The sequence below is a fragment of the Brachybacterium ginsengisoli genome, from assembly GCF_002407065.1.
Taxonomy (GTDB): domain Bacteria; phylum Actinomycetota; class Actinomycetes; order Actinomycetales; family Dermabacteraceae; genus Brachybacterium; species Brachybacterium ginsengisoli.
Genome location: NZ_CP023564.1, coordinates 1,977,799 through 2,004,017 on the forward strand (window position 1 = coordinate 1,977,799; position 26,219 = coordinate 2,004,017).

A 26,219-nucleotide genomic window follows, 5' to 3' on the forward strand; every position below is an offset into this window, starting at 1 on the left:
CACAGCCGCTGCAGAAGGAGGAGGAGCCGGACATGCGTGTCGATCTGCTCACCAAGGAGTACCCGCCGGAGATCTACGGCGGTGCCGGGGTCCATGTCGCCGAGCTGACCAAGGTGCTGCGACCGCACGCGGAGGTGCGGGTGCGCGCCTTCGGAGCGGACCGCGAGGAGGAGGGGACCTTCTCCTACTCCACGCCCGTCGAGCTCGAGGGCGCCAACGCGGCGCTGTCCACCCTGGGCACGGACCTGCTGATCGCCGCCGACTGCGCCGGCGCGGACCTGATCCACTCCCACACCTGGTACGCGAACTTCGCCGGGCACATGGCCTCGCTGCTGCACGGAGCGCCCCACGTGCTCTCGGCCCACTCGCTGGAGCCGCTGCGTCCGTGGAAGGCGGAGCAGCTCGGCGGCGGCTACGCGGTCAGCTCCTTCGCCGAGCGCACCGCCTACGAGGGCGCCGCAGGCATCATCGCGGTCTCCGCCGGGATGCGCGAGGACATCCTGCGGGCCTACCCCTCGGTCGATCCGGCGAAGGTCCACGTGGTGCACAACGGCATCGACATCGAGCAGTGGTCGCCGAACCCGGAGACCTCGGCCCTGACCTCCCGGGGCATCGATCCCGAGGCACCCACGATCGCGTTCGTCGGCCGCATCACCCGCCAGAAGGGGCTGCCGTACTTCCTGCGCGCGGTGCGCGACCTGCCCGCCGACATCCAAGTGGTGCTGTGCGCCGGCGCCCCCGACACCCCGGAGATCGCCCAGGAGGTGAACTCGCTGGTCGAGGAACTCGCCACGACCCGCGGCAACGTGCACCTGATCACCGAGATGCTGCCGCGCCATGAGCTCACCCAGATCCTCACCCACGCCACCGCGTTCGCCTGCCCCAGCATCTACGAGCCGCTCGGCATCGTAAACCTCGAGGCGATGGCCTGCGGCACCCCCGTGGTCGCTTCGGCCACCGGTGGGATCCCGGAGGTCGTGGCCGACGGGGAGACCGGCTACCTGGTCCCCCTCGAGCAGCTCACCGACGGCACCGGCACCCCGGTGGACCCGGAGAAGTTCATCGCCGACACCCGCGACGCGCTGGTGCGGATGGTCTCGGACCCGGAGCGGGCACGGCAGATGGGGGAGGCCTCCCGACGCCGTGCGGCGGAGCACTTCTCCTGGACCTCCATCGCCGAGCGCACCCTCGAGGTCTACCGCACGGTGATCGCCCAGCACTCCTGAGCGGGCACCGCGCGGGCCTCAGCCGGCCTCGTCCGCGACGATCCGCTCGATCGTCTCGACCAGAGCGCTGCGGGCCGCGTCGTGCAGCTCGTCGAGCAGACCCCGGCGCGTCAGCGCCTCGGACAGATGCACGGTGTGGCCGTGGCCCTCGGCGATCTCGGCCCGGGTGAGCAGCAGGGTGCGCGAGGCGAGCACCAGGAGGTGGGCCTCCGAGGCCTCCAGATGGCGGGGCAGCGCGGTCGAGATCCAGGAGTCCGGGATGCGCGCCGGTTCGACGGGCTCCTCCGGCACCAGATCGAGGTCGACGCTGCCCCCGGCCGTGCGGCGCAGGGCGTGCAGCAGCTCCTCCCGGGCGCTGCCCGAGCTCGCCGCCGGCGGGACCTGCGCCCCGACCGGGGCGGGGACCTTCAGCCAGGTGACCGCGCTGACCGGACGCTGCTCATGCTGGACCGGCGTGATCAAGGGGATCAGGGTGTGGTCCGCGAGCCCGGCGGCGGTGACCACGATCGCCTGCTCCGCCTCGAGCGCCGGACCGATCGCCGCGGGCGGACCCACGAGGCCGGCGAGTCGCCCGGGCACGGGGAGCACCAGGCGCAGCTGGGCGAGGGGGAGGCGCCGCAGCCCGGTCATCCAGGTGAACAGGTCCTCGCCCTCGCCGCTCGGCCCGGTGCGGCCCACCCCGTAGCTCATCTGCGCGGCGTCGTCGGGTCCGAGGTCCCCACGCTGGTAGGCGGCGGTCCACAGCATCAGCACCGCAGCGCGGGGGAGCGCGACGAGATCGCGACCGGAGGCGGCTTCGGTCATGCCCCGTCCTCGTCGGCCGCGACGAACTCCACCCGTCGGGCGGCGGGATCGACCGAGGCCAGCCGCACGCGCACCATCTCACCGACGGCTGCGTCCAACGGCACCCAGGCGGTGACCGGCGGATCGGTGAGCTGCACCTCGACACGGGTGGGGGCGCCGTCCCCGTTCTCCGAGCGGCTCGCCTCCCGCCGTTCGATGACAGAGGCCTCGAAGACCTGGCCCTCCCAGGCGCTGAGCGCCATGGCCTCCACCAGCTCGAGGGCGGCCCGCTCGAGGTTCCCGGAGCGTGCGCCGGCGGCCTGCATCGCCTCCGGGATCTCCGTGAGCACCGCCAGCAGCTCGGGGGCCGGGGCCTCGCCCCTGGTGTGCGCGTGGCAGACGAGCAGCACGAAGCGGTCCACCAGGCGGCGCAGAGGCGCCGTGGTGTGGGCGTAGGGCGCGGCGATCGCGGACTGCGCGTGCTCGGCGGGGACCTCCGCCTCGCTCGTGAACGCGGCATAGGACGCGCCGCGGAAGAGCGAGGTGGCCTGGTTCAGCAGCGCCAGGTGCACCGGGTCGTGCCAGTCCAAGGAGCGCAGGAAGTCGCCGTAGCTCTGCTCAGCCGGCCAGGGATTGCCCAGCGCCTCGGTCTGGCGGCGGAAGCGGTCCACCGCGGACTGCTCCGCCGGCGGCATCGTGCGCAGGATCCCGGCGCCGTGCTCGAGCATCAGGCGCGCGGCGGCCATCCCGGTCATCAGGGAGATCTGGGCGTTGGCGTCCTCGATCGGATGGGGCCGGCGCCACTGCAGGTGCACGAGGCCGTCCTCCGCCACCACCTCCTGCTCGGGGACGTTCAGGCTCGCCCCGCCGCGCTCCGCCTCGAGAGCGGTGCGCAGCTCCCCGATCTCCTGGAGCAGCACCATCATGGGGTGCCCCTGGCCCCTGTCGAGGTCCTCCTGGACCTGGTCGTAGGCGAGCTTGCTGACCGACCGGATCCGTGTCCGCTCCAGGTCGATGCCCTGCACCTCTCCGGTCGCGTCGAGCTCGAGCACCCACACGAAGGCTGGGGTGGTCTGCTCCGGCAGCAGGGAGGCGACGCCCTCCGAGAGCACCTCGGGGTGCAGCGGGATCCGCCGGTCGGGCAGGTAGAGGGTCTCGCCGCGACGACGCGCCTCGTGGTCGATCGGCCCGTCGAGGTCGACGAAGAGCGGCACGTCCGCGATCGCGTACAGCACCCGGTACCCGCCGTCGGTGCGCTCGAGGTGCATCGCCTGGTCGAGGTCGGTGGAGCTCGCGGGGTCCAGCGTGACGAAGGGGACCTCGGTGCGATCCGCACCTTCCGGCGACGTGCTCGCCCGGGAGACGGCGCTCTCCGCGGCGGCGAGGACCTCGGGCGGGAACTCCAGCGGCTCCTCCCCGGCCTGGTCCGCGAGCAGGGCGTCGATGCCCGCGCGGAGCTCGTCGGCCGCGACCGAGCCTCGCGGGGCATGCAGGGAGACGGGACGATGCGGCACGGGGACCTCCTGGAGGCGGTGGTTCGGGCCCGGTCAGTCTATGGGCGAGGCCATGGGCGAGTGGGCCTGATCGGGGCACCGGAACCGATAGGCTCGGGGCCATGTCCGTCGCAGCAGCAGCCCTGAACGATGTCACCGTCCGCCGCAGCGGGACCCCGATCCTCGATGCGGTGTCGCTCGAGGTGGGGGAGGGGGAGCGCTGGGCGGTCCTCGGCCCCAACGGCGCCGGCAAGTCCACCCTGGTGCGCCTCCTCTCGGCCCGCCTGCACCCCACGGCGGGCACCGTCCACATCCTCGGCGAGCAGCTCGGCAAGGTCGACATCTTCGAGCTGCGGCCCCTGATCGGCCTGGCCAGCCAGGAGCTCGCCGACACCATCCCGGTCGAGGAGACCGCGGAGAACGTTGTGGTCACCGCCGGGTACGGCGTCGTCGGCCGCTGGCGCGAGGAGTACGACGACCTCGACCTCGACCGCGCCCGCACCCTGCTGGCCGCCTTCGGCGTGGGAGATCTCGCCCAGCGCATGTTCGGCACCCTCTCCACCGGCGAGCGCAAGCGCGTCCTCGCCGCCCGCGCCCTGATGACCGATCCCGAGCTGCTGCTGCTCGACGAGCCGGCCGCCGGCCTGGACCTGGGCGGGCGCGAGTCCCTCGTGCGCACCCTGGGCCGGCTCGCGAAGGATCCCGCGACCCCCGTGACCGTTCTGGTCACCCACCACGTCGAGGAGATCCCGCCGGGCTACACCCACGTGGCGCTGCTGCGCGATGGGCACGTGATGGCCGCCGGGCCGATCGGCGAGACCCTCACCTCCCAGAACCTCACCCGCACCTTCGGGCTGCCGCTGGTGGTCGAGCAGCGCGGGGAGCGCTTCACCGCCCGCTCGCTCTCGCTGAGCTGACCGCGCGGTGAGCACGGACGCCGCGAGCGGCTCCCAGCTGCAGCGGATCACCGACCTCGCCGATCCGGCGCTGGACGACTACCTGCGGATGACCGACGTGAAGCTGCGCTCGCGCGTCGAGGTGGAGCGCGGCCTGTTCATGGCCGAGAGCTACGAGGTGATCTCCCGCGCGATGGATGCCGGGATGGCACCGCGCTCCTTCCTCATGAGCGAGAAGTGGCTGGCGAAGTTCGCGCCGCTGTACGAGCGGTTCCCCGAGGTGCCGGTCTTCGTCGGCGCCGAGGCGCTGATCGAGCAGCTCACCGGCTTCCACCTGCATCGCGGCGCACTCGCGGCGATGCAGCGCCCGGAGCTGCCCGCAGTCGCCGATCTGCTGGGCGGGGCGCGCACCGTTGCGGTGCTCGAGGACATCGTGGACCACACCAACGTGGGCGCCATGTTCCGCTCCGCGGCGGCGCTGGGCGTCGACGCGGTGCTGGTGACCCCGCAGTGCGCGGATCCGCTGTACCGCCGCTCCATCCGGGTCTCGATGGGCACCGTCTTCCAGGTGCCGTGGACGAGGATCCCGGCCTGGCCCGGCGAGGGCATCGAGCTGCTGCACGAGGCGGGCTTCGACGTGCTCGCGCTCGCGCTCTCCGACGGCGCCTCGCCGCTGGACCAGGTGGACCTCGGCCCCGAGCGCAAGGTCGCGCTCGTCCTCGGCGCCGAAGGTCATGGGCTGAAGCCGGCGACCCTGCGCACCGTCGACGAGCACGTGGTGATCCCGATGGCCGGGGGAGTGGACTCCCTCAACGTCGCCGCCGCGAGCGCCGTCGTGTTCTGGCAGCGCCGCGCGATGCTCGGCTGACCCGTCGTCCTCGAGCCGGATATCCTCATCCCGACCCTGTCCCCGTCGGAGAGCTCTCATGCGACGCACCCTGATCCCCGTCCTCGGCGCGACCGCCGCGCTGCTCGCCCTCACCTCCTGCAGCGGAGGTGCGGACGCGTACTGCACCACGCTCACCGATGACTCCGCCACTGCCGCGGTCGTCTACACCACCCTCATCCCCGGGATGAACACCGTCGAGGAGGCGCAGGCCCGCCTCGACCTGGTCATCGCCGCGGAGGAGGACGTCCCCGAGGAGCTCGCCGAGGACCTCTCCACCTGGAAGGGCTACCTCGAGGGTGCTGTCCAGGACCTGGATGCCGACCCGAATGCCGTGTTCGAGGAGGGGAACTCCGACGACGTCTCCTCCGCGGGCGATGCCCTCTTCCAGCACTACACCGGCACCTGCATGAGCTGATCGGCGACCGCCCCGGATCAGCGTCCCTTGCCCGTCCGCGCTCCCGGCGCTAGCGTCGGGGGTGCTGGTCAGGCAGCACCCGGTCCGCGGGAAGGGCTCAGCCCACCTGGAACGGACCCGGAGCGTGCCATGACCGCCTCCTTTCGCCCGTCGCTGCGGACATCGGGCTCCTCGAGAGGAGGTCGGCATGCCGACCCGTGAACTGCCCGATCGCCCCCACCGCGACCATCTCAGGCGCCAGGCCCGCGCTCTCCAGCGTGAGGTGCGCGCAGGGCTCCCCGAGGCCGCCGTTCGTGTGAGTGAGCATCACCCCGGCCGCCCCGACGCCGATCCGTCGGATCTCCCGCTCCATGAGGCGCAGCTCGTGATCGCTCGCGAGCACGGCTTCCCCAGCTGGCCGCGCCTGATGCATCACCTCGCCGACCGCGAGGAGCACCTGTGGGATCCCGCGCGACCGCCCCAGGGCCGCGTCGAGGAGTTCTGCCGTCTCGCCTGTCTCACCTACTCGGCCGACGACGATCCCTCGCGCCGCGCCCGCGCCCGGCAGATGCTCGCCGCAGAGCCAGGACTGGTCACAGGGAGCATCACCGCCGCCGCGGCCGCCGCCGATCTCACCGAGGTGAGCCGGCTGCTGCAGGAGGATCCCGCACGGGCCACGGAGCGCTCCGGATCGTCGGCCTGGGGCCCGCTGTTCGTGCTCGCCTACTCCCGGCTCGATCCCGACGTCGCCGAAGCACCTGTGCTGGGCATCGCCGAGGCGCTGCTCGAAGCCGGCGCCGATCCGGACGAGGGCTACCTCTGGAACGGCGGGCCCTCTGTCTTCACGGTGCTCACCGGAGTGTTCGGCGGCGGTGAGCTGGGGCCCCGACGACAGCCGGCGCACCCGCACTCCACCGCCCTGGCACGCCTGCTGCTGGAGGCGGGCGCCGACCCCGTGGACCACCAGGCGCTCTACAACCGCCAGTTCCTCCCGGCCGACGACCACCTCGAGGTGCTGCTCGAGCACGGCCTGGCCACCGGTGCGCGTCCGGGCCCGTGGCGACAGCGCCGGAGCCCGGGGCACCCGGACCACGTCAGGGCGCTGCGCATCCAGCTGCGCTGGGCGATCGAGCACGGCTTCGCGCACCGGGTCGGTCTGCTCGCCGCTCACGGGGCCGACGTGGAGTCTCCGTTCGAGGACGGCCGCACACCGGCGGAGATCGCCCGGATGTACGGCGAGGACGACGTCACCGCGGTCCTCCAGGAGGTCGGCACGCGGCACCGCCCTGCGACCGTGGCCGCTCCATCGGTCGACGATCTCGTCGCCGCGATCTTCCGCGCCGACCGCGACGCCGTCGACGCCCTGGTCCAGGAGCACCCTCGGCTCCTGGAGATGCTGCGGGAGCAGGGGGCGAACCTCGTCCCGTGGGCCGCAGCCCGGGAGGGCCGCAGGGACAGCGTGCGCCTGCTGGTCGAGCTCGGCCTGACCGTCGACGCGCTGGGCCGCTCCGACGTCCCGGTCGACGGGGGATGGGTCCAGGAGGCCGGCTGGGGGAGGAGCGACGGGGAGCTCCGGGGGCACTCCGCCCTGCACGTCGCCGCACATCGCGGCGATGCGGACCTGGTGCGGACCCTGCTCGATCTGGGAGCCGACCCCGAGCTGCTGGACACCGACCACCACGCGACGGCGCGGGGATGGGCCGAGCATGCCGCGGCCGACGGGGAGGACCGCAGTGCGGTCCTGGAGCTGCTGGGAGGGTTCAGCGCCGACGAGCCAGCAGGCTGAGCGCGTTCGGGAGCCGGCCGTCCCAGGCCGCCGCGGGCGCCTCCCCGTCCGGCTGCCAGAACGGATCGGGATGCTCCGCCAGGTGGAGCAGCTCGAATCCGGCTCCCTGGACGGTCATCACCAGCTCGGCCAGGGTGCGCTGGTGCTCGGCCGCGCCGCTCGCGGGGAAGGTGTCGTTGATGTGGCCGGCGGCGAAGTAGCTGCGGTCCTCGCGCACCCGGGCCTCGTCGGCGTCCCACGCCCACAGCGGCACCAGCGGATGTGCCTCGTAGACGAAGAGGTGCCCTCCCGGGCAGAGCAGGCGGTGCATCTCCTCCGCCCAGGCCGCGAGGTCCTCGATCCAGATCAGCGCTCCCTTGCCGGTGTAGACGAGGTCCGTCATGCCCGAGGGGAGGTCGGTGCGGGGGAGTTCGGCGACCTGGTAGCGGCAGGGGACGGCGAGCTCGTCGGCACGGCGCTGCGCGGCCTCCGCCGCCGTCGGGCTGTAGTCGATGCCCAGCACGCTGCGGGCTCCGAGCCGCACCAGCGCGTGGTCGTCGAGTCCGTGGCCGCTCTGCGGATGCAGCACCTCCGCGCCCCGCAGCAGCGGCCCCAGCAGCTGCTCCTCGATCGGCAGCAGCCGTGCGGTGCGCGCCAGCTCGAGATGCTCGGCGTACTCCCGCACATGCTTCTGCGAGGCGTCCTCCCAGGCGCGGCGGGTGTGCTCGTGGGTGCTCATCGCGTGAGGCTAACCGGCGTCGTCCTCTCTCCGATACTCTTTTCCCAGCGTCGCGTGCCGGTGGCAGACCGTGTCAGGCATGGAGGCGCCGAACCGAAGGAGACCGACGATGAGCTCGTCGCACCCTTCGTCCGCGCGTGACTGAGCGCGAGACGACCAGGCTCATCGCCTGGAGCCACGAGATGCGCCGTGTGCACGGCCGGCTGCGCGAGGCCCTGACCATCACCCGTGACGCCGTGGAGCGCGGCGATCCCGCCGAGGATCCGGCCCGGGAGCTGCTGCTGTTCTGCCATGGGTTCTGCAGCGCGCTGGACGCCCATCACCGCGGTGAGGACCGCACCCTGTTCCCGGCGATAGCGGCCGCCCACCCCGATCTCGCCCCGGTGCTGAGGGCGCTCGAGCAGGACCATTCGATGATCGGGCACCTGCTGGGCGGACTGCAGGCAGCGGTGGAGTCCCGCTCCGGACCGGAGGTCCTCGCCCGACACCTCGAGGGGGTCGCCGCGATCATGGAGAGCCACTTCCGCTACGAGGAGCGGCAGCTCCTGACGGTCCTCGACGGGCTGGAGCTGTCCGCCGATCCGGGGGAGGCGCTGGGGTCGCTGTGACACGCGACCTCAGCGCCCGCCCTCACAGCGCGATCTGGATCTTCACGTCCGTCGGCCGACCCTCGAGGAAGCGCTCGAAGGCCTGCACCGAGTCGTCGAAGGCGAAGGTCTCGGAGACGAAGCGGGAGAGGTCCACGGCGTCGCTCGCGGCGAGGTCGATCGCCTTCTGGTGCACGTTCGCGTAGCGGAACACCGTCTCCAGCGAGACGCCGCGGCTCTGCGCGGTGGCGATGTCGAAGGGCACCGGATCCACCGGCATGCCCACCAGCACGATCCGGCCGCCGGGAGCGGGCAGGGACCACAGGTTCTTGTACGCCGGGGCGGCGCCGGTGGCCTCGAACACCACCTGCGGGCCCCAGCCGCCGGTCTCGGCGCGCACCCGCTCGCCGAGGTCCTCCGTCGTGGCGTCCACGGTGACGATGCCCTCGAGCCCGTCGAGCAGGGCGAGCTTCTCGGTCAGCACGTCGGAGATGTAGACGGTGCTGGCGCCGCCGGCGCGGGCGGCGAGCGCGGTCATGATCCCGATGGTGCCGGCGCCCACCACGGCGGCGACGTCGCCGGGGGAGATCTCCGCCTTGGTGGCGGCGTACATGCCCACGGAGAACGGCTCGATGAGCGCGCCCTCGGCGAAGCTCATGCTGTCCGGCAGCTTGTAGGTGTACGCGGCGGAGTGGATCACCTCGTCGGCGAGGCAGCCGTGCACGGGCGGGGTGGCCCAGAACTGCACGCCGGGATCCACGTTGTAGTTGCCCTCCTTGACGGCGCGGGAGGTGGGGTCGGGGACCCCGGGCTCCATCGCGACGCGGTCGCCGACGGCCAGGTGCGTCACCCCCTCGCCGACCTCGACGACGGTGCCGGCGCCCTCGTGCCCGAGGATCATCGGCGCCTCGACCACGAAGGGGCCGATCTTGCCGTCGGTCCAGTAGTGCACGTCCGAGGCGCAGATGCCGACGGTGTGCATCGTGATCCGCACCTGGCCGGGGCCGGGGGAGCCGACGGGCTCGACCTCCTCGATGGACATCCGGTTCTTCTCGTGCAGCATCAGCGCCCGCATGGGTCTCCTTCGATCGGCGAGGACGGACAGGTGTCATGACCGTTCCGCCGACTCTGCCACATCGCCGCGCGTCGGTCTCCGTCTGGTCACCTGTCGGCGGGATCGGCCCCGCGGACTGACGGTCTGGGCTCTCGCTCTGCGGTGGTGGCGCGAGGAGCCCACAGCATTCTGCGGAATTGTCCGGAAGAGCCATCCAGCACGCATCGGGGTATTCCGCTCGGCGATTCCCGGCGACCGCACGACCTGCGAATATCTGATTCTTTGCGTATGCCGGATGAAACGGCTATGCAACGGCAGCCCCGCGATCCCTCCCGCCCCTCGACGACGCTCCACGCTTGACCTTTCCTCCACAGAACCCCCTTGTCCACACTCTGCGGAGCGACCGTTCCTCCCCACTCCTCACTTATCCACATTTTCCACAGATTCACCGTCGCCCCTTGTGCCTCGATCCGGCGACGATAAACTGGTGGGACGATCGTTCGACGGAATGCCCAGAATTCATGAGCACTCCTTCGCGCGCAGTGCAGGGGTATGGGATCACGAGGGGGCGAGGCGGCGATGGGCGATCTTCGTGGGAGCACGGGGGCACCGTTCGGCGAGGAGGGACCCGGGCGGGGTCCGGCCCGCCGGAACCCGCCCGAGCCCGGCTCGGCCGCGTCCGCATCGCCCACCCCTGCCGCTCCCCGCCTGCCCGCGCACCTGCGAGCGGTCCATGCCGCCTCCCTCGAGGAGAGCCGTCGCCTCGCCGCGCACTTCACCGCCCTCGCCCCGTCCTTCCACGACACGGAGGGTCCGGACTTCGACGAGGACGCCGCCGAGGCCGAGCTGCTCTCGGTGGCGCTCGCGCTGCGCTGCACCCGCGCCGTCGCCCGCCGCATCCTCCACGACGCCCACGTGGCCGTCACCCAGCTCCCGCTCACACTGCTCCGGCTGCACAGTGGAGAGTTCCCCGCCGGGTGGTTCGACCGCATCCTGCGCCGCACCCGCCACCTCACCCCGCGCCAGCTGTCCGCGGTGGATGCCGCCGCCTCGCGCTGGCCCACCACCGTGACCACGGAGCAGTTCCATCACCGGCTCTCCCGGCTGCTGGGCCGCCTGGAGTCCCAGCAGGAGATCCCGGCACACCTGACCCCCGAGGGCCGGCGGCGGGTGGAGGTGCTGCCCGCACGGGACGACGGCATCGGCTGCCTGCGCGTGATCGGCCCGGTCCCGGAGATCCTGGCCCTCGCGCAGCGGCTCGACGCCGCCGCCCGTGCCGTCCAGGCGGCCCAGCGCCGCGCCTTCGAGACGGGGGAGGTGCCGCCGGTGGATCCGCGCGGGACCGTCGCCGAGACGGGGATCCCGGCCTCCCTCGCACTCATCCAGTACGACCTGCTCGGCGGCGCAGCCCTGGACACCGACGGGGTGCGGGTGCCGCAGCCCCGCTTCCGCCTGAACATCACCGTCCCCGTCATGACCCTGCTCGGCGGCTCCCAGGAGCCCGGCACGCTCGAGGGGACGATCCCGATCCCGGCCTCGATGGCCCGTGAGCTCGCCGGGCAGAGCGAGACCTGGCACCGCGTGCTCACCGACCCGTGCAGCGGCGCCTTCCTGCCCCTGCCCGCGACGACCTACGCCCCGACCCGCGCCATGCTCGAGCACCTGCGCCTGCGCAACTCCACCTGCGCGGTGCCCGACTGCACCCGCTCCACCTCCTGGGCCTCCGAGGCCGACCACATCGAGGAATACCAGCACGGGGACCCGGAGCACGGCGGCCTCACCGAGATCGAGAACCTGCACCTGCTGTGCTGGCAGCACCACCGGGCGAAGACCCACGGACTGCTGGACCCCGCCCGCCTGCCGAGCACCCCCGGCCTGCCGGGCCGGACCACCTGGTCGATCGGGGACCGGGTGAGCGTGATCGTCCGGGACAACGAGGATCTCGCCACCCCGCACACGACCGCGGCGCTGATGGACTCCTGGGCCCGCCACCAGGCACGGCTCGAGGCGCGACGACGCGCGCTCGAGCGGCGGAGGAACCCACCGCCACCCCCGTTCTGATCGCCCGCCGACCCGTCTGTCACACCCCTCCCCGAAGCTTCGTATGTACGTTCGAAGTCACGACCTGACCACCTTGAGGGCGCCCCGTCCGAGGCGTACAGTTCGAACACCTATTCGAACGCATGTGCGAAGAGCGCTGCGCGGGCCGGGAGGAGGAAGCACGATGGGCACAGCCCTGCAGATCGAGGACCGCGAGCAGCGCCTGTCCCGTGCCCGCGCCGCGCTGGGCGCGGCCGAGCGCTCCGCCGCCCGCTGGGGAGGGCGGATCGACCGCACCGCGCTGCGGTCCTCGCCGCAGTCCGTCGACGAGTCCGCCGACGACGGGCTCGGCACCCGCCTGCCGGTGCCGGGACCGCTCTCGAGCCTGTTCCCGCGCGGCAGCCTGCGCGCCGGCAGCTCCGTGGCGATCGAGGGCGCCGCGACCACCTCGCTGCTGCTGTCCCTCGCGGTCGCCGCGGCGGGGGAGGACTCCTGGTGCGCGATCGCCGGGATGCCGGATCTCGGACTGCGCTCCGCGATGGACGCCGGCCTGGACCCCTGCCGTCTCGCCCTCACCCCGGCCGAGGGGGACCAGCGGCCCCAGGTGCTCTCCGCCCTGGCCGACGGGGTGGGAGTGCTCGTGCTCGGCCCCGACCTGGAGCTGGCGCCCGCGCTCTGGCGCAGCCTGCTGGGACGGGCTCGCACCGCCGACACCCTGATCCTCGCCGCGGTCCCGCCCGGCCGCGCCGACCTCACCCTGCGCGCCGCCACCCAGGGCTGGACCGGGCTCGGGAAGGGCTCCGGGCGCCTGCGTCGGCGCCGCCTCGAGATCACCGCCGCGGGGCGGGGGATCGCCGGGCATCGCACCACCGAGGTCGTGCTCCCGCAGGTCAGCGGCATGATCGCGGACGTTCCTCAGAGCGTCGCAGCACCTCGCCCCGAGGAACGACCGATGCGCCTGCTGCAGCCGGTGCGGAGGGCGAGCTGATGAGCACGATCGCCGCCGCGCCCCGCACCGCCACCCGCACCGTCGCCGTCACCGTCCCGGACTGGCCGCTGCTCGCGGCGCTGGACCGCCACCAGCGCCGCGAGGAGAAGGAGAACGGTGAACCGGCACCCGCCCTCGACCTCGCCGCCGACCCCGTGGTCCTGCTCGAGCAGCACCGCGTCACCCACGCCGGGGTCGCGGCCCGCGAGGCCGGGGTCCTGCCCGGGATGAAGCGGCGCGCCGCCCGCGCCGCCTGCCCCGAGGCGCTCGTGCTGGAGGCGGACCGCGAGCACGAGTCCGCGCTGTTCGAGCTGGTCGCCGCCGCGGTGGACACGATCGCCGCCGGGGTCGACGTGCTGCGCCCCGGGGTGCTGCTGATGTCGGCCCGCGGGCCGGCCCGCCACCAGGGCGGAGAGGGGCCCCTCGCCGAGCGGATCCTCGATGCGGTCGCCGAGCTCACCGGCTGGGACTGCGCCGTCGGCATCGCCGACGGTCCCTTCGCCGCGCTGCTCGCCTCCCCGCCGGGACGGATCGTGCGCGAGGGCCGCAGCGCCGAGTACCTCGCCCCGCACCCGATCGACGCACTGCGCCACGCGCCCGTCGGCCCTGGCTGGGGGCACCGCGGGCAGCCCTCGGCCACCCGCCCCGAGCGGAGGCTGGACCTGGGGGAGACCGTCGACCTGCTGCAGCGCCTGGGCATCACCACCCTCGGGGACCTCGCCGCCCTGCCGTCGGCCGCGGTCGCCGACCGCTTCGGGCCGGATGTGGCGACCCTGCACCTGCTGGCCTGCGGCCAGGAGCCCACGCCGCCCGCAGCCCACCATCCCACCCAGCCGATCCTCGCCGAGACCACGCTGGAGACCCCGCTGGTGCGCACCGACCAGGCGGCCTTCATCGCCCGACCGCTGGCCGAGCAGCTGCACGACCGGCTCGTCGAGCACGGTCTGGTCTGCACCCGGCTGCGGATCGTGGCCCGCACCGAGGGCGGCGAGGAGATGGAGCGCACCTGGCGGCACGACGGGGCGCTGACCGTCGCCGACGTCGTGGACCGCATCCGCTGGCAATGCGACGGCTGGATCACCCGAGCCCGCCTCGGCGGCCCCGCGACCGGTGCGATCACCCGGATCGGCCTGCACCCGCTGCAGCTCGCCCCGGCGGGGGAGAACGCCCCCGCCCTGTGGGGCAGCGCGGGGGAGGCGGCCCAGCGCGCGGCCCGCGCCCTCGCCCGTGCCCAGGGCCTGGCGGGAGAGGACGCCGTGCAGGTGCCGATCCTCGCCGGCGGGCGGCTGCTGGCCGAGGAGGTGACCGCGGTGCCCTGGCGCAGCGAGAAGCCTGCGCGTCGAGAGGGGCCCTGGCCGGGATCCCTGCCGCGTCCGGTGCCGGCCACCGTGTTCCGCCGGCCGCCCGAGGTGCGGCTCGAGGACGCCGAGGGACAGCCCGTGGTGGTCACCGCTCGGGGCCTGCTGAGCGCTCCGCCCGCGCGTCTGCTCATCGCCGCGCCGGGACTCCCTGCCCTGCAGCGGGCGGGGCTCCGCGCCGGCTCCGGTTACCCGGTGATCGGCCACGGCGCCCCCGTCGTGATCGACGAGCGCTGGTGGGCCCGGGACGGCCACCGCGCCGCGCGCCTGCAGCTGGTGGTGCGCGGCGCGAGCGCCGAGGAGACCGCGGTGCTCGCCCTGTCCCGCACGGGGGAGTGGTCGCTGGAGGGGCTCTATGACTGAGGTGGACGTCTGATGCCCCGCTGGTTCCTGGGCCCGCCCGCGTGGAAGGACCTCGAGGCGATCCTCTCGGACCGTCCCGCCGAGCTGGTCGTCCCGCCGATCGTCGTCGAGCACACCGGCAGGAGCACCGAGGACGCCTACCGGCCCGCGAGCGCCGTCGACTACGCCGAGCTGCACGCCCACTCGCACTTCAGCTTCCTCGACGGCGCCTCGAGCCCCGAGGACATGGCCGTGCAGGCCTCCCGGCTGGGGCTCGGCGCGATCACCCTGATCGACCACGACGGGCTGCCCGGCGCCGTGCGCTTCGCGAAGGCCGCGGGGGAGGCGGGGATCGCGACCGTGTTCGGGGCGGAGCTGACCCTCGGGCTCGAGCCCGGGGCGGCCCTCGCCAGCAGCACCCCCGTCATCTCCGCGCCCCGCACCGGCGTGCCGGACCCGGACGGCGAGCACCTGCTGGTGCTGGTCCGCGACACGCACGGCTACCGGCAGCTCTCGGCCGCGATCGCCCGCGCCCATCTCGACAGCGGGCAGAAGGCGGCGCCGCGGTACCGCCTGGCGGAGCTGGGGCGCCTGGCGAGGGAGGGACGCTGGCTGATCCTCACCGGCTGCCGCAAGGGCGCGGTCACCCGTGCTGCGGCCGAGCATCTGGCGGTCGGGGACCTCGAGGCGGCCGCGCACGCCGCCGCCGGAGCGATCGCGCGCCTGGTGGAGCTGTTCGGGCCCGGCAACGTCGCGGTGGAGCTGGTCGCGGGCGGCGGGGGAGAGGCGGATGAGCTCCACGACGCGCTCGCCCAGGGCGCTCGCCTGGTGCGCGAGGAGTCCGGGCTCGATGAGATCTCGCTGCCGCTGGTGGCGACCACCAACGCCCACTACGCGCGGCCCGCGGACAAGCGCCTCGCCGACACCCATGCCGCCCTGCGCGCCGGGGTCTCGCTCGCCCAGGCCGATCCCCACCTCTCCTCCCGCCCCGCGCATCTGCGCAGCGGGGAGGAGATGGCCCAGCTGCTGCCCCGCTATCCCGGGGCGATCGCGCAGGCGGCGCGGCTGGGCCGGGACTGCGCCATGGACCTGCGCCTGCTCGCCCCGGACCTGCCGCCCTTCCCCGTCCCCTCCGGGCACGACGAGGCGAGCTGGCTGGTGGAGCTGGTGGAGATCGAGGGGCGCGAGCGCTACGGGCCGCGGCCCGCGCCGGGCCGACCCGAGCGGATCCCCGGGGCGTGGGCGCAGATCGACCACGAGCTGGAGGTCATCATCGACCTGCACTTCCCCGGCTACTTCCTCATCGTCCACGAGATCGTGGACTTCTGCGCCGGGGAGGGGATCCTCGCCCAGGGCCGCGGCTCGGCGGCGAACAGCGCCGTCTGCTACGCGCTGGGGATCACGGCGGTCGAGCCCGTCGGCCACCATCTGCTGTTCGAGCGCTTCCTCGCCCCGGAGCGGGACGGCCCGCCGGACATCGACATCGACATCGCCTCGGACCGCCGCGAGGAGGTGATCCAGCACGTCTACGAGCGCTACGGCCGGGAGAACGCCGCCCAGGTCGCCAACGTCATCACCTACCGGGCGAAGCTCGCGGTGCGCGACGCCGCGCGGGCGCTCGGCTACGACCCCGGTGCGCAGGACGCCTTCTCGAAGCGGATCGAGCGCTCCTTCTCCTCGCTCGCGGACGCCGACGTGCCGGAGGACGTCATCGCCCTCGCCCAGCAGCTGCGCGACGCCCCGCGGCACCTCGGCATCCACTCCGGCGGGATGGTGCTGTGCGACCGGCCCGTGATCGAGGTGTGCCCGGTGCAGTGGGCGGCGATGGCGGACCGCTCCGTGCTGCAGTGGGACAAGGAGGACTGCGCCGATGCGGGCCTGGTGAAGTTCGACCTGCTGGGGCTCGGGATGCTCACCGCGCTCGACCACGCGCTGAGGATCATCGCCGAGCACCACGGCCAGCACTTCGAGCTGCGCACCCTGCCGCAGGAGGACCCGGCCGTCTACGACATGCTCTGCACCGGCGACAGCGTGGGCGTGTTCCAGGTCGAGTCCCGCGCCCAGATCTCCACCCTGCCCCGGCTGAAGCCGCGCGAGTTCTACGACCTGGTGGTGGAGGTGGCGCTGATCCGGCCCGGCCCCATCCAGGGCGGCTCCGTGCACCCCTACATCCGCCGCCGCAACAAGGAGGAGGCGGTCACCTTCCTGCACCCGAAGCTCGAGAAGTCGCTGGGCCGCACGCTCGGGATCCCGCTGTTCCAGGAGCAGCTGATGCAGATGGTGGTGGACGTCGCGGACTTCACGCCCGCCCAGGCCGACCAGCTGCGCCGGGCGATGGGCTCCAAGCGCTCCACCCAGAAGATGCTCGAGCTCTCCGACGCCCTGTTCGAGGGGATGGCGAAGCACGGCATCGTGGGGGAGGACGCCGACGGGATCCACCGCAAGCTGCTCGCCTTCGCCAACTACGGCTTCCCCGAATCCCACGCCTACTCCTTCGCCTACCTGGTGTACGCGAGCTCGTACCTGAAGTGCCACTACCCGGCCGCGTTCACCGCCGCGCTGCTGCGCTCCCAGCCGATGGGCTTCTACTCCCCGCAGTCCCTGGTCGCCGATGCGCGCCGCCACGGCGTGCTCACCCTCGGCCCCGATGTGCTCGCCAGCCGCGCCCGCACCGACCTGGAGACCGATGGCGAGCATCTGGGCTACCGGATCGACCCGCCGCGGGAGCAGGTCCAGGGGGAGCGCGCGGCACAGGGTCCGGCGATCCGGCTGGGGCTGGACCAGGTGCGCGGGATCAGCACCGAGACCGCCGAGCAGATCGTCGCCGAGCGGGAGCGGGGCGGGGACTTCGCCTCGGTGCCGGATCTGGCGCGGCGGGTGCGGCTGACCGCGCGGCAGCTCGAGGCGCTGGCGACCGCCGGGGCGCTGGATGCCCTGGCGAGCTCCCGTCGGCAGGCGCTGTGGGCCGCAGGAGCCGCCGCCCAGGAGTCCCCGGGCACCCTCCCGCACCTCGCCGTCGGTGCGCAGGCGCCGATGCTGCCGGGGATGAGCGACGTCGAGCTCGCCACCGCCGACGCCTGGGCCACCGGCATCACCCTGGCCGACCACCCCATGGCGCTGGTCCGCGAGGAGCTCACGGCCGACGGCGTGCTCTCGATCGCGGGGACGAGGGACGCGGAGGACTCCTCCCGGATCCGGGTGGCCGGGGTGATCACCCACCGTCAGCGCCCGGCGACCGCCGGGAACGTCACCTTCCTCAGCCTCGAGGACGAGACCGGGATCCTCAACGTGATCTGCTCCCAGGGGTTCTGGGTGCGCCACCGGGCCCTGCTGCGAACCGCCCGGGCGGTGGTGCTGCGCGGCATCGTCGAGAACCGCACCGGGGTCGTGAACCTGGCCGCCGACGACGTGGCGCCCCTGGGCCTGGCCGCGGCCGGGAGGTCCAGGGACTTCCAGTGAGCCCCGAGGAGGGGAGCGCTCAGGCCATCGCCGGGACCGGCCGGGCGCCCACGTGCTCGGAGCGGCCCACCAGCCGTGCCCGGCGCGAGGCCACCAGGGTCAGCAGCAGCGAGAGCAGCGCCCAGGCCAGGATCGCCAGCAGCGTGCTGCCGGTGCTGACCAGCGTGCCGCCGAGCGCGGCGTGCACGAGGCCCTGGGTGAGGATCGACAGCGGCATCAGGGAGCTCACGGACTGCAGCAGTCCGGGGGCGGTCTCCACCGGCAGGATCCCCACCAGCGTCACCACCTGCAGCACCATCAGGACCACCGAGGCGATCCGCCCGATCCGGGCTCCGAGCACGGTGAGCAGCCCCTGGTGCAGGGCCGCGAACATGAGCGCGCCGGCGAGGGTCACCACCCCCACCGTGAGCGGCGAGACCGGGGCGATGCCGATGCCCGTGAGCACCGCCAGCACCGCGACGGACTGCACCACCGCGATCAGCAGCGCCGGGGCGAGGGAGCGCACCACCACCTGCCACATCGGCAGCGCCCGGTCCAGCAGCCGCCGCCGCAGCGCCGGCAGCAGCAGGAAGGTGCCGAAGGCGCCCAGCCACAGCGCGAGCGCGGTGATGAACGGGAAGGTGGCGGTGTCCGCGCCGTCGGCCTCGTTCCACCGCTGGGCATCGGTGCCGACGGGGGCGGCGGCCATCTCGCCCATCCGGTCGCGCTCGGCCTCGGTGTAGGTGGGCACGCCATCGGCACCCTCGCGCAGACCCTCGGCCAGCTCGTCGCTGCCCTCGGAGAGCTGACCCGTGCCCTCGGCCAGCTCCCCGGTCCCGTCGGCCAGGTCCGAGGTGCCCTCGGCGAGCTCCTCGCTGCCGTCGGCCAGCTGGTCCGCGCCGGTGCCGAGCTGGTCGGCGCCCGCGGCGAGCTCCCCGGTGCCGTCGGCGAGGTCCCCGGCGCCCTCCGCGCTCGCGCGGGCGCCCGTGGCGAGCTGATCGGCGCCCTCGGCGAGCTGGTCCACGCCGTCGGCATAGAGCACCAGGCCGTCGCGCAGGCCCGTCACCCCGGTCACGAGCTGTCCGGCGCCGTCGGCGCTGCTGCGGGCACCGGTGGCGAGCTGCTCGGCGGAGGCGGTCAGGCCCGGGTTCTGTGCGGTGCCGTCGCCGGTGAAGGCGCCCTCGATGCCCTGGGAGTAGGTGACCAGGCCCTGGGTGCCCTGCACGAGGCCGGGCTGGGAGTCGGTGCCGTTGATCCCGTCGGCGATCTGCTGGACGCCGTCCGAGGCCGTGCGTGCGCCCTCGCCGAGCCCCTGCGCGGTGGCGGTCAGGCCCGGGTTCTGCGCCGTGCCGTCACCGCTGACGATCGTGTCCAGGCCCGAGGCGTAGCCGTCCACCCCGGCGACGTACTCGGTCATCCCGCCGGCCTGCGCGCACAGCGCCTGCGCCTGCTGGTCATCGGGGTAGCGCTCGGCGAGCGCGCACGCGGACTCCTGCATCGAGCCGGACATCGCGCTCATGCCGGGGTTCTCGGCGGTCCCGTCGCCGTCCACGAGGCCGTCCAGGCCGGAGGCGACCTCGCCGGCGGAGGTGCTGTAGGCGATCACGCCGTCCGCGCCCTGGGCGAGGCCGGGCTGATCAGGCGTGCCGGCCAGTCCGTCGGCCGCCTCCTGGGCGCCCTGGCCGAGCGCGGCGGTGCCCTCGGCGACGCTCTGCGCGGTGGGGACGAGGCCGGGGTTGTCGGCGGTGCCGTCCCCGGAGATCGCGGTGCCGGTCTGCGAGACGCCGCCGGAGAACTGCTCCAGGCCGGTGGCGAGCTGGTCGGCCCCGGCGGCCAGGCCCGGGTTCGCGGCGGTGCCGTCGCCCTCGACCCCGGCGGCGAGCTGCTGGGCGCCGTCGACCAGGCCGGGCTCGGCGGAGGTGCCGTTCATGCCCTGCTGGAGCCCGGTCGCTCCGTCGGCGAGGTCCTGGGTGCCGGTGGCCAGGTCGTCGAGCCCGTCGGCGAGGGTGCGGGAGCCGTCGGCGAGCTGCCAGGTGCCGTCGGCGAAGGTCCACACGCCGCCGGAGAACTGGCGGGCGCCCTCGGCGGCCTGGCCGGTGCCCTCGGCGAGGGTGTCGGTGCCGTCGGCGAGCTCCTGCGCGCCGTCGTCGAGATCGGAGGTGCCCTCGGCCAGTTCATCGGCGCCGTCCGCGGCGTCGGAGAAGCCGTCGTGGAGATCGTTGAAGCCGAGGTAGATGCCGTCGAGGTACTGCTCGGCCATCTGGCCGCCGGTGGTCGCCGCGGAGGCGTCGGCGACCGCGGTGCCCACCAGGGCGTTGATCTGCCCGCTGGCGTCGTTGGTGGTGACCTCGAGGACCGCCTGCGATGCCTCGGGGGTGCCGATGCTGGCGAGGTGGTCGGAGAAGTCCTTCGGGATCACCACGATGGCGGAGTAGGAGCCGTCCTGCAGACCCTGCTCGGCGTCCTCGAGGGTGGTGAGGTTCCAGTCGAATCCGGTGGTCGACGGGGCGTCCTGGCCCTCGACGGTGCCGGGCTGGGTGAGGGCTCCGGCGAGCATCCGACCGAAGGGCACCTGCTGCACCTCGCCGTCGGCGTCGGTGATCTCGGCTCCCTGGTCGAGGTTGACGACGGCGGCGGGCACGGTGTCGAGCCGGTCCACGCGACCGCTGAGGGCCCACATGCCCAGTCCCACCACCAGCAGCGGCAGCACCAGGACCACGATCAGGGTGCGGGGATGCGTCAGGCGGTTCATGCGTGGGCTCCTTCGAGGATCGAGGCGGGGGAGCGGTGGACGGCCAGGGCGAGCAGCCGATCGGGGGAGCGCAGGTGCGCGTGGAGATGCCGCTCGGCATCCACGGGCTGCTCGCTGCGGGAGCCGACGATCACCGTGGTCCCGGCGGCGAGCAGGGCGTCGAGCCGCTCGACGAGGGTGTCGTCGAGCGCGGCCGCATGCGCGAGGTCGCCGATCTGCTCGATCACCACCACGGCGCGGTCCAGGCCGCGGTCGCCGATCCGTGCGAGGCGGTCGGCGACCTGCTCGCCGGCGCCGATCCAGTGGGCCCGGCCCTGGATCGCCGCGAGGTCGTCCGGGGCGAGGCGGTCGTGGACGGCGAGGATCCCGGAGCTCGGGCGATGACGACCGGCGGCGAGCGCGAGGAAGGTGCTGCGCGCGGCGTCGTCCGGGGCCCGCACCACCAGGAGGGTGCCGGGGACGACGGAGCCGGTGAGCGGTCCCAGGGTGCCGCGGGCGTCGAGCAGGGGAGCGACGACCTCCTCGAGGCGGAGCGCGTGCTCCCCGTGCTCCTCGGTCCAGCGGCGGTGCTCGAGCACCGCGGCCAGGCCCTCGCCCTCGACGTCGACCGTGGGCAGGGCGCGGGACAGCCAGCCCGGCAGCCACCAGGCGTGCCGTCCCAGCAGGGCGAGCACGGCGGGCACGAAGGTCATCCGCACCACGAAGGCGTCCACCAGCACGCCGACGGCGAGGGCGACGGCGATCGGCTGCAGCATGAACCAGCCGGAGGTCACGAAGCCGGCGAACACGGCGACCATGATCAGCGCGGCCGCGGTGACCACCGGGGCGTTCGCGGCGAAGCCCCGCTCGATGGCGCCGCGGGCGTCGCCGGAGTGCACGAACTCCTCGCGCATCCGCGAGACGAGGAACACCTCGTAGTCCATGGCCAGCCCGAAGAGCACGCCCATCACCATGATCGGCATGAAGGAGACGACAGGGCCGTTGACGTGGACGAACAGCAGGTCGTTGAACCAGCCGTACTCGAACACCATCGCGGTCACGCCGAAGGCCGCGGCGACGGAGAAGAGATAGCCGACCGAGGCCTTCAACGGCACCCAGATCGAACGGAACACGAGGGCCAGCAGGATCAGCGAGAGCCCGACGACGAACAGCGCGAAGGGCAGCAGCGCGGAGGAGAGCTTGTCGGTGACGTCGATGCCGACGGCGGTGGCGCCGGTGACGGTGACGTCGGAGATCGACAGGTCGCGCTCCCAGCCGGCGGCGTCGCCGCGCAGGGCGGTGACGAGATCCTTGGTGGACTGGTCGGTGGGGCCGCCCTCGGGGATCACGACCACCACGGCCATGTCCGCGCCGCGGTTCGGGGTCGCGATCTGGATCTCCTTGACGTGGTCGAGATCGGCGATGTCCGCCTCGAGCTCGTCGACCACACCGAGCGGATCGGTGGTGTTGATGATGTCCGCGGTGACCAGGAGCGGCCCGTTGTAGCCGGGGCCGAACTCCTCGGCCACCACGTCATAGGTGTCGCGGGCGTCGGTTCCCTGCGGCTCCGTGCCGAGGTCGGGCAGCGCGAGCTCGAGGTCCTTGATCGGCAGGGCGAGCGCTCCGACGCCGAGGATCACCACGAGGATGGTCAGCGCAGGCACGCGGGTCACCAGGCGCACCCAGGTGCGGCCGAGGCTGCGGCGGGGCCGGGCGTGCGGATCGGGCTCGGGGAGCACGCCGCCGTGCTCCGCCATGAGGCGCCGGATGCGGCGGGGGCGCAGCCGTTCACCGAGGATGCCCATGATCGCCGGGAGCATCGTCAGCGCGACGACCACGGACAGCGCCACGGTCGCGGCGGCGGCGACGCCCATGACGGTCAGGAAGGGGATGCCGGTGATGAACAGGCCCACCAGGGCCACGATCACCGTCATGCCGGCGAAGATGACCGCGCTGCCGGAGGTGGCCAGCGACTTGCCGATGGACTCGTGGACGTCGTCCCCATTGCTGAGCTGGTCGCGATGGCGCGAGAGGATGAACAGCGCGTAGTCGATGCCGACGGCGAGGCCGAGCATCGCTCCGAGCGCGGTGGTCACCGAGGGGATGTCGATCCCGGCGGAGAGGGCGACCAGGGCGAGCATCGAGACCCCCACGCCGACGACGGCGGTGATGATCGGGATGACCGCGGGCAGCAGCGAGCGGAAGACGATCGCGAGGATCAGCAGGGCGACGACCACCCCCACGATCTCGCCGGCGCCGAAGGGCACCTCGGAGCTCTGCAGGACCTGGCCGCCGAGGTGCGCCTCGAGCGCATCGGTGTCCGCCCCGTCGACGAGACGGCCGATCTCCTCGACGGAGTCGGCGGGGTAGACGCCGGTGGGGAAGTCCATCTGGAACTGGGCGATGACGGCGGTGCCGTCCTCGGAGCGGGTGCCGGGGGAGAGGTCGTCGAAGGGGGAGGGCGCGACCGAGACGTTCTCGACGTCGCCGATCTCGCGCATCAGCGCGTCGATCTCCTCCTGATGCTGGTCCACGGTGGAGCCGTCCGTGGTCACGAGCACCACCTGGCCGGAGGTGCCGCCCATCTCCGGGAAGCGGGTGGCCAGGGCGTCGATGCCCCGCTGGCCCTCCGTGCCGGGGATCTCGATGTCTGAGGCGAAGGTGCCGCCGAGGCCCACGGCCAGGCCGCCGATGATCACGAGCAGGGCGATCCATCCGCCGACGATCCGCCAGCGCAACGAGGCCATCAGACGGCCGAGTCGATACAGGGACGAGGACACGAGACCTCCAGGACGGAACGAGCGGGGGAGACGTCGGATCGTCCGCTCGAGACGCCCACGAATTCGATACACGGATGTATCGGTGCGATACTATCGGGTCATCTGCCTGGCGACAATGCGCGCCCGACCTGCACCACCTCGAGGAGCCATGACCGAACTGTTCGAGCCGCTGCCCGAGTCCTCGGGCACCCGGCGCCGGGAGAACACCCGCACCAAGCTCGTGCGCGCCTCGCTCGAGGTCTTCGTCGAGAAGGGCATCGACGGGGTGACGGTCGACGACCTCGTGAGCGCGGCCGGCTTCACCCGCGGCGCCTTCTACTCGAACTTCTCGAGCAAGGAGGAGGTCTTCACCGAGCTCTTCGACGAGGTGACCGCCGAGCTCATCGCGATCGCGAACAGCTCGGTGGAGAGCGCCGTGACCGCCGCCGAGGCCTCGGGGAGCGGCCGCATCACAGACATCGACGACGCGGCCACGATGCTCGCGGTGTTCGAGGGCATCCGCCCCTTCGGACGGCAGTGGTACCTGCTGTACACGGACGCGATCGCCCGCTCGCTGCGTGACGAGCAGATGCGCGCCGCGCTCGCGGTGCAGCGTGAGCGGCTGCGCGACGAGATCGGCACGCTGCTCACCATCCGTCTCGAGGCCTCCGGCGCACGGTCGCTGCTCGCCCCGGAGGACCTGGCCCAGCTGCTGATGGGCATCTTCATCGACCTGATGCTGCGCGAGCAGATGGAGGACCGGGACGTGACGGAGCTGGCGGCGACGACGATCCTGGGCACGCTGCAGGCCTTCATAGCGCCCAGCGAGGACCGCTAGACGGCCGACTGTCCGATTCGTCGCGACACGCCGCGTTCGATCCCTGGAATGGGCGCGGGGGAGCGCCGGCACGTACGGTGAACGCGGTGTGATGACCGTCGCACCGTGTGTCCCCGCATGATCATCGTCCGTTTCCCGTTCCCCTGCTTCCCCCAGGAGACGCCATGTCGTCGTATCGTCCCCGCCATCTCACCCCTCCTCCCACCGCACCCGAGGCCGCCGGCACCTCACGCCGTTCCCTGCTCCGAGGAGGCGTGCTCGGCGCGGCCGCCCTCGGCACCGGCACCGCCGCCCTCGGAGTCCCCGCCGCCCAGGCCGCCGGCATCTACGGCCAGGACGTCTCCGGCTGGCAGGGCGAGGTCGACTGGTCCGCCCAGGCCGCCCTCGGCTCCCGCTTCGCCTACGTCAAGGCCACCGAGGGCCGCTCGTACCGCAGCCCCGCCTTCGACCATCAGTACCGGGGTGCCGGGAACGCGGGCCTCGCCCGCGGCGGCTATCACTTCGCCCGGCCGGACTCCGGAGGCCCGGAGGAGCAGCTGGAGTTCTTCCTGAACAACGGGGGAGGCTGGAGCTCGGACGGCATCACGCTGCCGGGCATGGTCGACTTCGAGGCCTACTCCGGCCTCCCGATCGACTACGGCCTCTCCCAGCAGGAGATGCGCGAGTGGATCATCGGCTTCTCGAACGGCTACCGCGAGCAGACCGGGCGCCGTCCCGTGATCTACACGAACCTGCACTGGTGGAACGACGTGGTGGGCGACTGGACCCCGGTCAACTCGCCGCTGTTCCTGGCGGCCTACCGCTCCGACCGTCCCACCACCCTGCCGGGACGCTGGTGGGGCTGGGAGCTGTGGCAGTACTCGGACTCCGGCCCCTTCGCCGGGGACTCGAACCTCTGGTACGGCGGCGAGTCGGACTTCGAGCGCTTCGTCGGCGAGGTCGACTACGGCGCCGCAGGCATCTGAGCGCGACCTCCGGCACAGCGCGCCGAGCCACGACCTCTCCGTCGCGGTCCGGCGCGCTGCGCTGTGTAGCCTTCCCCGGTGACCACTGAGAAACGCACCAGTCCCACCGTCCCGCACTCTGGAAGCCCCGCCGGCGCCGTCTACGCCGACCGGGGCAGTTCGCACTTCGACATCCTCCTCGCCGCCATGGTCACCGTGGTCGTGCTCTCCGGGATCGGCGCCGCCAAGGGCGTCAGCTTCGGCACCCTCCCGGGGACCGGATTCGAGATCATCACCGACGGCGGCTTCTTCCTCTTCCCGCTCGCCTATGTGCTGGGCGACATCATCACCGAGCTCTACGGCCCGCGCAGCGCCCGGCGCGCCATCCTCGTCTCCTTCGCCGTGAGCATCCTCGCCTCGGTCAGCTACCAGGTGATCATCGCGCTGCCGCCGTTCCCCGACGAGTACGGGCTGGCCAAGCAGGAGGCCCTCGAGATCGCGCTCGGTCCCGTCTGGATCGTGGTGCTCGCCGGCCTCGCCGGGTTCCTCGCCGGTCAGAGCCTGAACTCCTTCGTCGTCTCCCGCATGAAGCGCCGCACCGGGGAACGGGGGCTCATCGCCCGCCTGTTCACCTCGAGCGGCCTCGGCGAGCTCGTGGACACGATCATCTTCTGCTCGATCGCCTCCGTCGCGATCGGCATCACCACCTTCCAGCAGTGGGCCGAGTACACGATCCTCGGTGTGCTCTACAAGGTGATCGTCCAGTACGCCATGATCCCGGTGACCTCAGCCGTCATCCGGTGGATGAAGCGGACCGATCCGAGCTACCAGGAGCGCCTGGCCGCTGCGACCGGCAAGTCCTCCTCCTGATCGGTTGAACAGGGCGCAAGCGCTTGCCTAGGATGGACGGATCGAGCCGGGCGGGATCCCAGTGATCCTCCCGGCTCGATGTCTG

19 protein-coding genes are annotated in these 26,219 nt (G+C 73.0%); 13 read left to right on the forward strand and 6 right to left on the reverse strand.

The genetic code is table 11. From position 1 onward, the window contains the following. The first annotated feature begins 32 nt into the window (after positions 1-32). Positions 33-1,226: a glycogen synthase gene (glgA, locus tag CFK41_RS08815; RefSeq protein ID WP_096799320.1), complete on the forward strand. Its 1,194-nt coding sequence runs from the start codon at positions 33-35 to the stop codon at positions 1,224-1,226. A gap of 18 nt (positions 1,227-1,244) precedes the next feature. On the opposite strand, the gene CFK41_RS08820 is transcribed toward glgA, so the two are convergent. Further along, positions 1,245-2,030: a hypothetical protein gene (locus CFK41_RS08820; RefSeq protein WP_096799321.1), complete on the reverse strand. Its 786-nt coding sequence runs from the start codon at positions 2,028-2,030 to the stop codon at positions 1,245-1,247. Next, positions 2,027-3,523: an RNB domain-containing ribonuclease gene (locus tag CFK41_RS08825; protein WP_096799322.1), complete on the reverse strand. Its 1,497-nt coding sequence runs from the start codon at positions 3,521-3,523 to the stop codon at positions 2,027-2,029. The genes CFK41_RS08820 and CFK41_RS08825 overlap by 4 nt, the downstream gene beginning before the upstream one ends. Positions 3,524-3,624: 101 nt before the next feature. Between CFK41_RS08825 and CFK41_RS08830 the strand changes: the two genes are divergently transcribed. The 4 genes from CFK41_RS08830 (at position 3,625) to CFK41_RS08850 (ending at position 7,467) form a co-directional block, all read left to right on the forward strand. Further along, positions 3,625-4,419, forward strand: coding sequence for an ABC transporter ATP-binding protein (locus CFK41_RS08830; protein WP_096799323.1), 795 nt, complete (start codon positions 3,625-3,627; stop codon positions 4,417-4,419). Positions 4,420-4,507: 88 nt separating this feature from the next. Beyond that, entirely contained in the window at positions 4,508-5,266 is a 759-nt protein-coding gene (locus tag CFK41_RS08835) for a TrmH family RNA methyltransferase (protein ID WP_227873291.1), read from the forward strand. Between the two features lie 58 nt (positions 5,267-5,324). Further along, positions 5,325-5,702, forward strand: coding sequence for a hypothetical protein (locus tag CFK41_RS08840; protein WP_096799324.1), 378 nt, complete (start codon positions 5,325-5,327; stop codon positions 5,700-5,702). Positions 5,703-5,889: 187 nt separating this feature from the next. After that, positions 5,890-7,467, forward strand: coding sequence for an ankyrin repeat domain-containing protein (locus CFK41_RS08850; protein WP_151904717.1), 1,578 nt, complete (start codon positions 5,890-5,892; stop codon positions 7,465-7,467). Here the strand turns inward: CFK41_RS08850 and CFK41_RS08855 are convergent. Beyond that, complete coding sequence (locus CFK41_RS08855) at positions 7,442-8,185, reverse strand: class I SAM-dependent methyltransferase (RefSeq protein WP_096799327.1); 744 nt, start codon at positions 8,183-8,185, stop codon at positions 7,442-7,444. The two genes, CFK41_RS08850 and CFK41_RS08855, sit on opposite strands and share 26 nt — an antisense overlap. A 137-nt stretch (positions 8,186-8,322) precedes the next feature. Between CFK41_RS08855 and CFK41_RS08860 the strand changes: the two genes are divergently transcribed. Then, a complete protein-coding gene (locus CFK41_RS08860; protein WP_174705966.1) occupies positions 8,323-8,793 on the forward strand; it encodes a hemerythrin domain-containing protein in 471 nt (156 codons plus the stop codon). Positions 8,794-8,815: 22 nt separating this feature from the next. On the opposite strand, the gene CFK41_RS08865 is transcribed toward CFK41_RS08860, so the two are convergent. Then, positions 8,816-9,847, reverse strand: a complete 1,032-nt coding sequence (locus tag CFK41_RS08865; RefSeq protein WP_096799328.1) for an NAD(P)-dependent alcohol dehydrogenase — start codon at positions 9,845-9,847, stop codon at positions 8,816-8,818. A 558-nt stretch (positions 9,848-10,405) separates the two neighbouring features. Here CFK41_RS08865 and CFK41_RS17740 point away from each other — a divergent pair. The 4 genes from CFK41_RS17740 to CFK41_RS08890 all read left to right on the forward strand — a co-directional run bounded on the left by CFK41_RS17740 (position 10,406) and on the right by CFK41_RS08890 (position 18,013). Next, on the forward strand, positions 10,406-11,887 hold the full coding sequence (locus CFK41_RS17740) for an HNH endonuclease signature motif containing protein (protein ID WP_151904718.1): 1,482 nt from the start codon (positions 10,406-10,408) through the stop codon (positions 11,885-11,887). A gap of 163 nt (positions 11,888-12,050) precedes the next feature. Continuing rightward, positions 12,051-12,854, forward strand: a complete 804-nt coding sequence (locus CFK41_RS08880; protein ID WP_096799329.1) for a hypothetical protein — start codon at positions 12,051-12,053, stop codon at positions 12,852-12,854. After that, positions 12,854-14,575, forward strand: coding sequence for a DNA polymerase Y family protein (locus tag CFK41_RS08885; protein WP_096799330.1), 1,722 nt, complete (start codon positions 12,854-12,856; stop codon positions 14,573-14,575). Before CFK41_RS08880 ends, CFK41_RS08885 begins: the two co-directional genes overlap by 1 nt. 12 nt (positions 14,576-14,587) lie before the next feature. Next, the gene (locus tag CFK41_RS08890) at positions 14,588-18,013 is read left to right on the forward strand and encodes an error-prone DNA polymerase (protein ID WP_096799331.1); all 3,426 of its coding nucleotides are present in this window, start codon (positions 14,588-14,590) and stop codon (positions 18,011-18,013) included. 19 nt (positions 18,014-18,032) lie between these two features. Here CFK41_RS08890 and CFK41_RS08895 read toward each other — a convergent pair whose 3' ends face one another. Further along, a complete protein-coding gene (locus CFK41_RS08895) occupies positions 18,033-20,744 on the reverse strand; it encodes a YhgE/Pip domain-containing protein (RefSeq protein WP_096799332.1) in 2,712 nt (903 codons plus the stop codon). Beyond that, entirely contained in the window at positions 20,741-23,503 is a 2,763-nt protein-coding gene (locus tag CFK41_RS08900; protein ID WP_096799333.1) for an MMPL family transporter, read from the reverse strand. Before CFK41_RS08900 ends, CFK41_RS08895 begins: the two co-directional genes overlap by 4 nt. A gap of 148 nt (positions 23,504-23,651) precedes the next feature. Between CFK41_RS08900 and CFK41_RS08905 the strand changes: the two genes are divergently transcribed. The 3 genes from CFK41_RS08905 to CFK41_RS08915 all read left to right on the forward strand — a co-directional run bounded on the left by CFK41_RS08905 (position 23,652) and on the right by CFK41_RS08915 (position 26,134). Further along, positions 23,652-24,320 carry a TetR/AcrR family transcriptional regulator gene (locus CFK41_RS08905; protein WP_096799334.1) on the forward strand — a complete coding sequence of 223 codons (669 nt, stop codon included), beginning with the start codon at positions 23,652-23,654 and terminating at the stop codon, positions 24,318-24,320. Positions 24,321-24,484: 164 nt separating this feature from the next. Continuing rightward, positions 24,485-25,285: a GH25 family lysozyme gene (locus tag CFK41_RS08910; RefSeq protein ID WP_096799335.1), complete on the forward strand. Its 801-nt coding sequence runs from the start codon at positions 24,485-24,487 to the stop codon at positions 25,283-25,285. 78 nt (positions 25,286-25,363) lie between these two features. Continuing rightward, positions 25,364-26,134, forward strand: coding sequence for a queuosine precursor transporter (locus tag CFK41_RS08915; RefSeq protein WP_096799336.1), 771 nt, complete (start codon positions 25,364-25,366; stop codon positions 26,132-26,134). The last annotated feature ends 85 nt before the right edge of the window (positions 26,135-26,219 follow it).

Excerpts from the sequence above, each read along its gene's own strand:
- CFK41_RS08880 (WP_096799329.1), top strand. The coding sequence starts at position 12,051 with ATGGGCACAGCCCTGCAGATCGAGGACCGCGAGCAGCGCCTGTCCCGT.
- CFK41_RS08855 (WP_096799327.1), bottom strand. The coding sequence starts at position 8,185 with ATGAGCACCCACGAGCACACCCGCCGCGCCTGGGAGGACGCCTCGCAG.
- CFK41_RS08850 (WP_151904717.1), top strand. The coding sequence starts at position 5,890 with ATGCCGACCCGTGAACTGCCCGATCGCCCCCACCGCGACCATCTCAGG.
- CFK41_RS08820 (WP_096799321.1), bottom strand. The coding sequence starts at position 2,030 with ATGACCGAAGCCGCCTCCGGTCGCGATCTCGTCGCGCTCCCCCGCGCT.
- CFK41_RS08905 (WP_096799334.1), top strand. The coding sequence starts at position 23,652 with ATGACCGAACTGTTCGAGCCGCTGCCCGAGTCCTCGGGCACCCGGCGC.
- glgA (WP_096799320.1), top strand. The coding sequence starts at position 33 with ATGCGTGTCGATCTGCTCACCAAGGAGTACCCGCCGGAGATCTACGGC.
- CFK41_RS08885 (WP_096799330.1), top strand. The coding sequence starts at position 12,854 with ATGAGCACGATCGCCGCCGCGCCCCGCACCGCCACCCGCACCGTCGCC.
- CFK41_RS08865 (WP_096799328.1), bottom strand. The coding sequence starts at position 9,847 with ATGCGGGCGCTGATGCTGCACGAGAAGAACCGGATGTCCATCGAGGAG.
- CFK41_RS08835 (WP_227873291.1), top strand. The coding sequence starts at position 4,508 with ATGACCGACGTGAAGCTGCGCTCGCGCGTCGAGGTGGAGCGCGGCCTG.
- CFK41_RS08840 (WP_096799324.1), top strand. The coding sequence starts at position 5,325 with ATGCGACGCACCCTGATCCCCGTCCTCGGCGCGACCGCCGCGCTGCTC.
- CFK41_RS08830 (WP_096799323.1), top strand. The coding sequence starts at position 3,625 with ATGTCCGTCGCAGCAGCAGCCCTGAACGATGTCACCGTCCGCCGCAGC.
- CFK41_RS08910 (WP_096799335.1), top strand. The coding sequence starts at position 24,485 with ATGTCGTCGTATCGTCCCCGCCATCTCACCCCTCCTCCCACCGCACCC.
- CFK41_RS08895 (WP_096799332.1), bottom strand. The coding sequence starts at position 20,744 with ATGAACCGCCTGACGCATCCCCGCACCCTGATCGTGGTCCTGGTGCTG.
- CFK41_RS17740 (WP_151904718.1), top strand. The coding sequence starts at position 10,406 with ATGGGCGATCTTCGTGGGAGCACGGGGGCACCGTTCGGCGAGGAGGGA.
- CFK41_RS08890 (WP_096799331.1), top strand. The coding sequence starts at position 14,588 with ATGCCCCGCTGGTTCCTGGGCCCGCCCGCGTGGAAGGACCTCGAGGCG.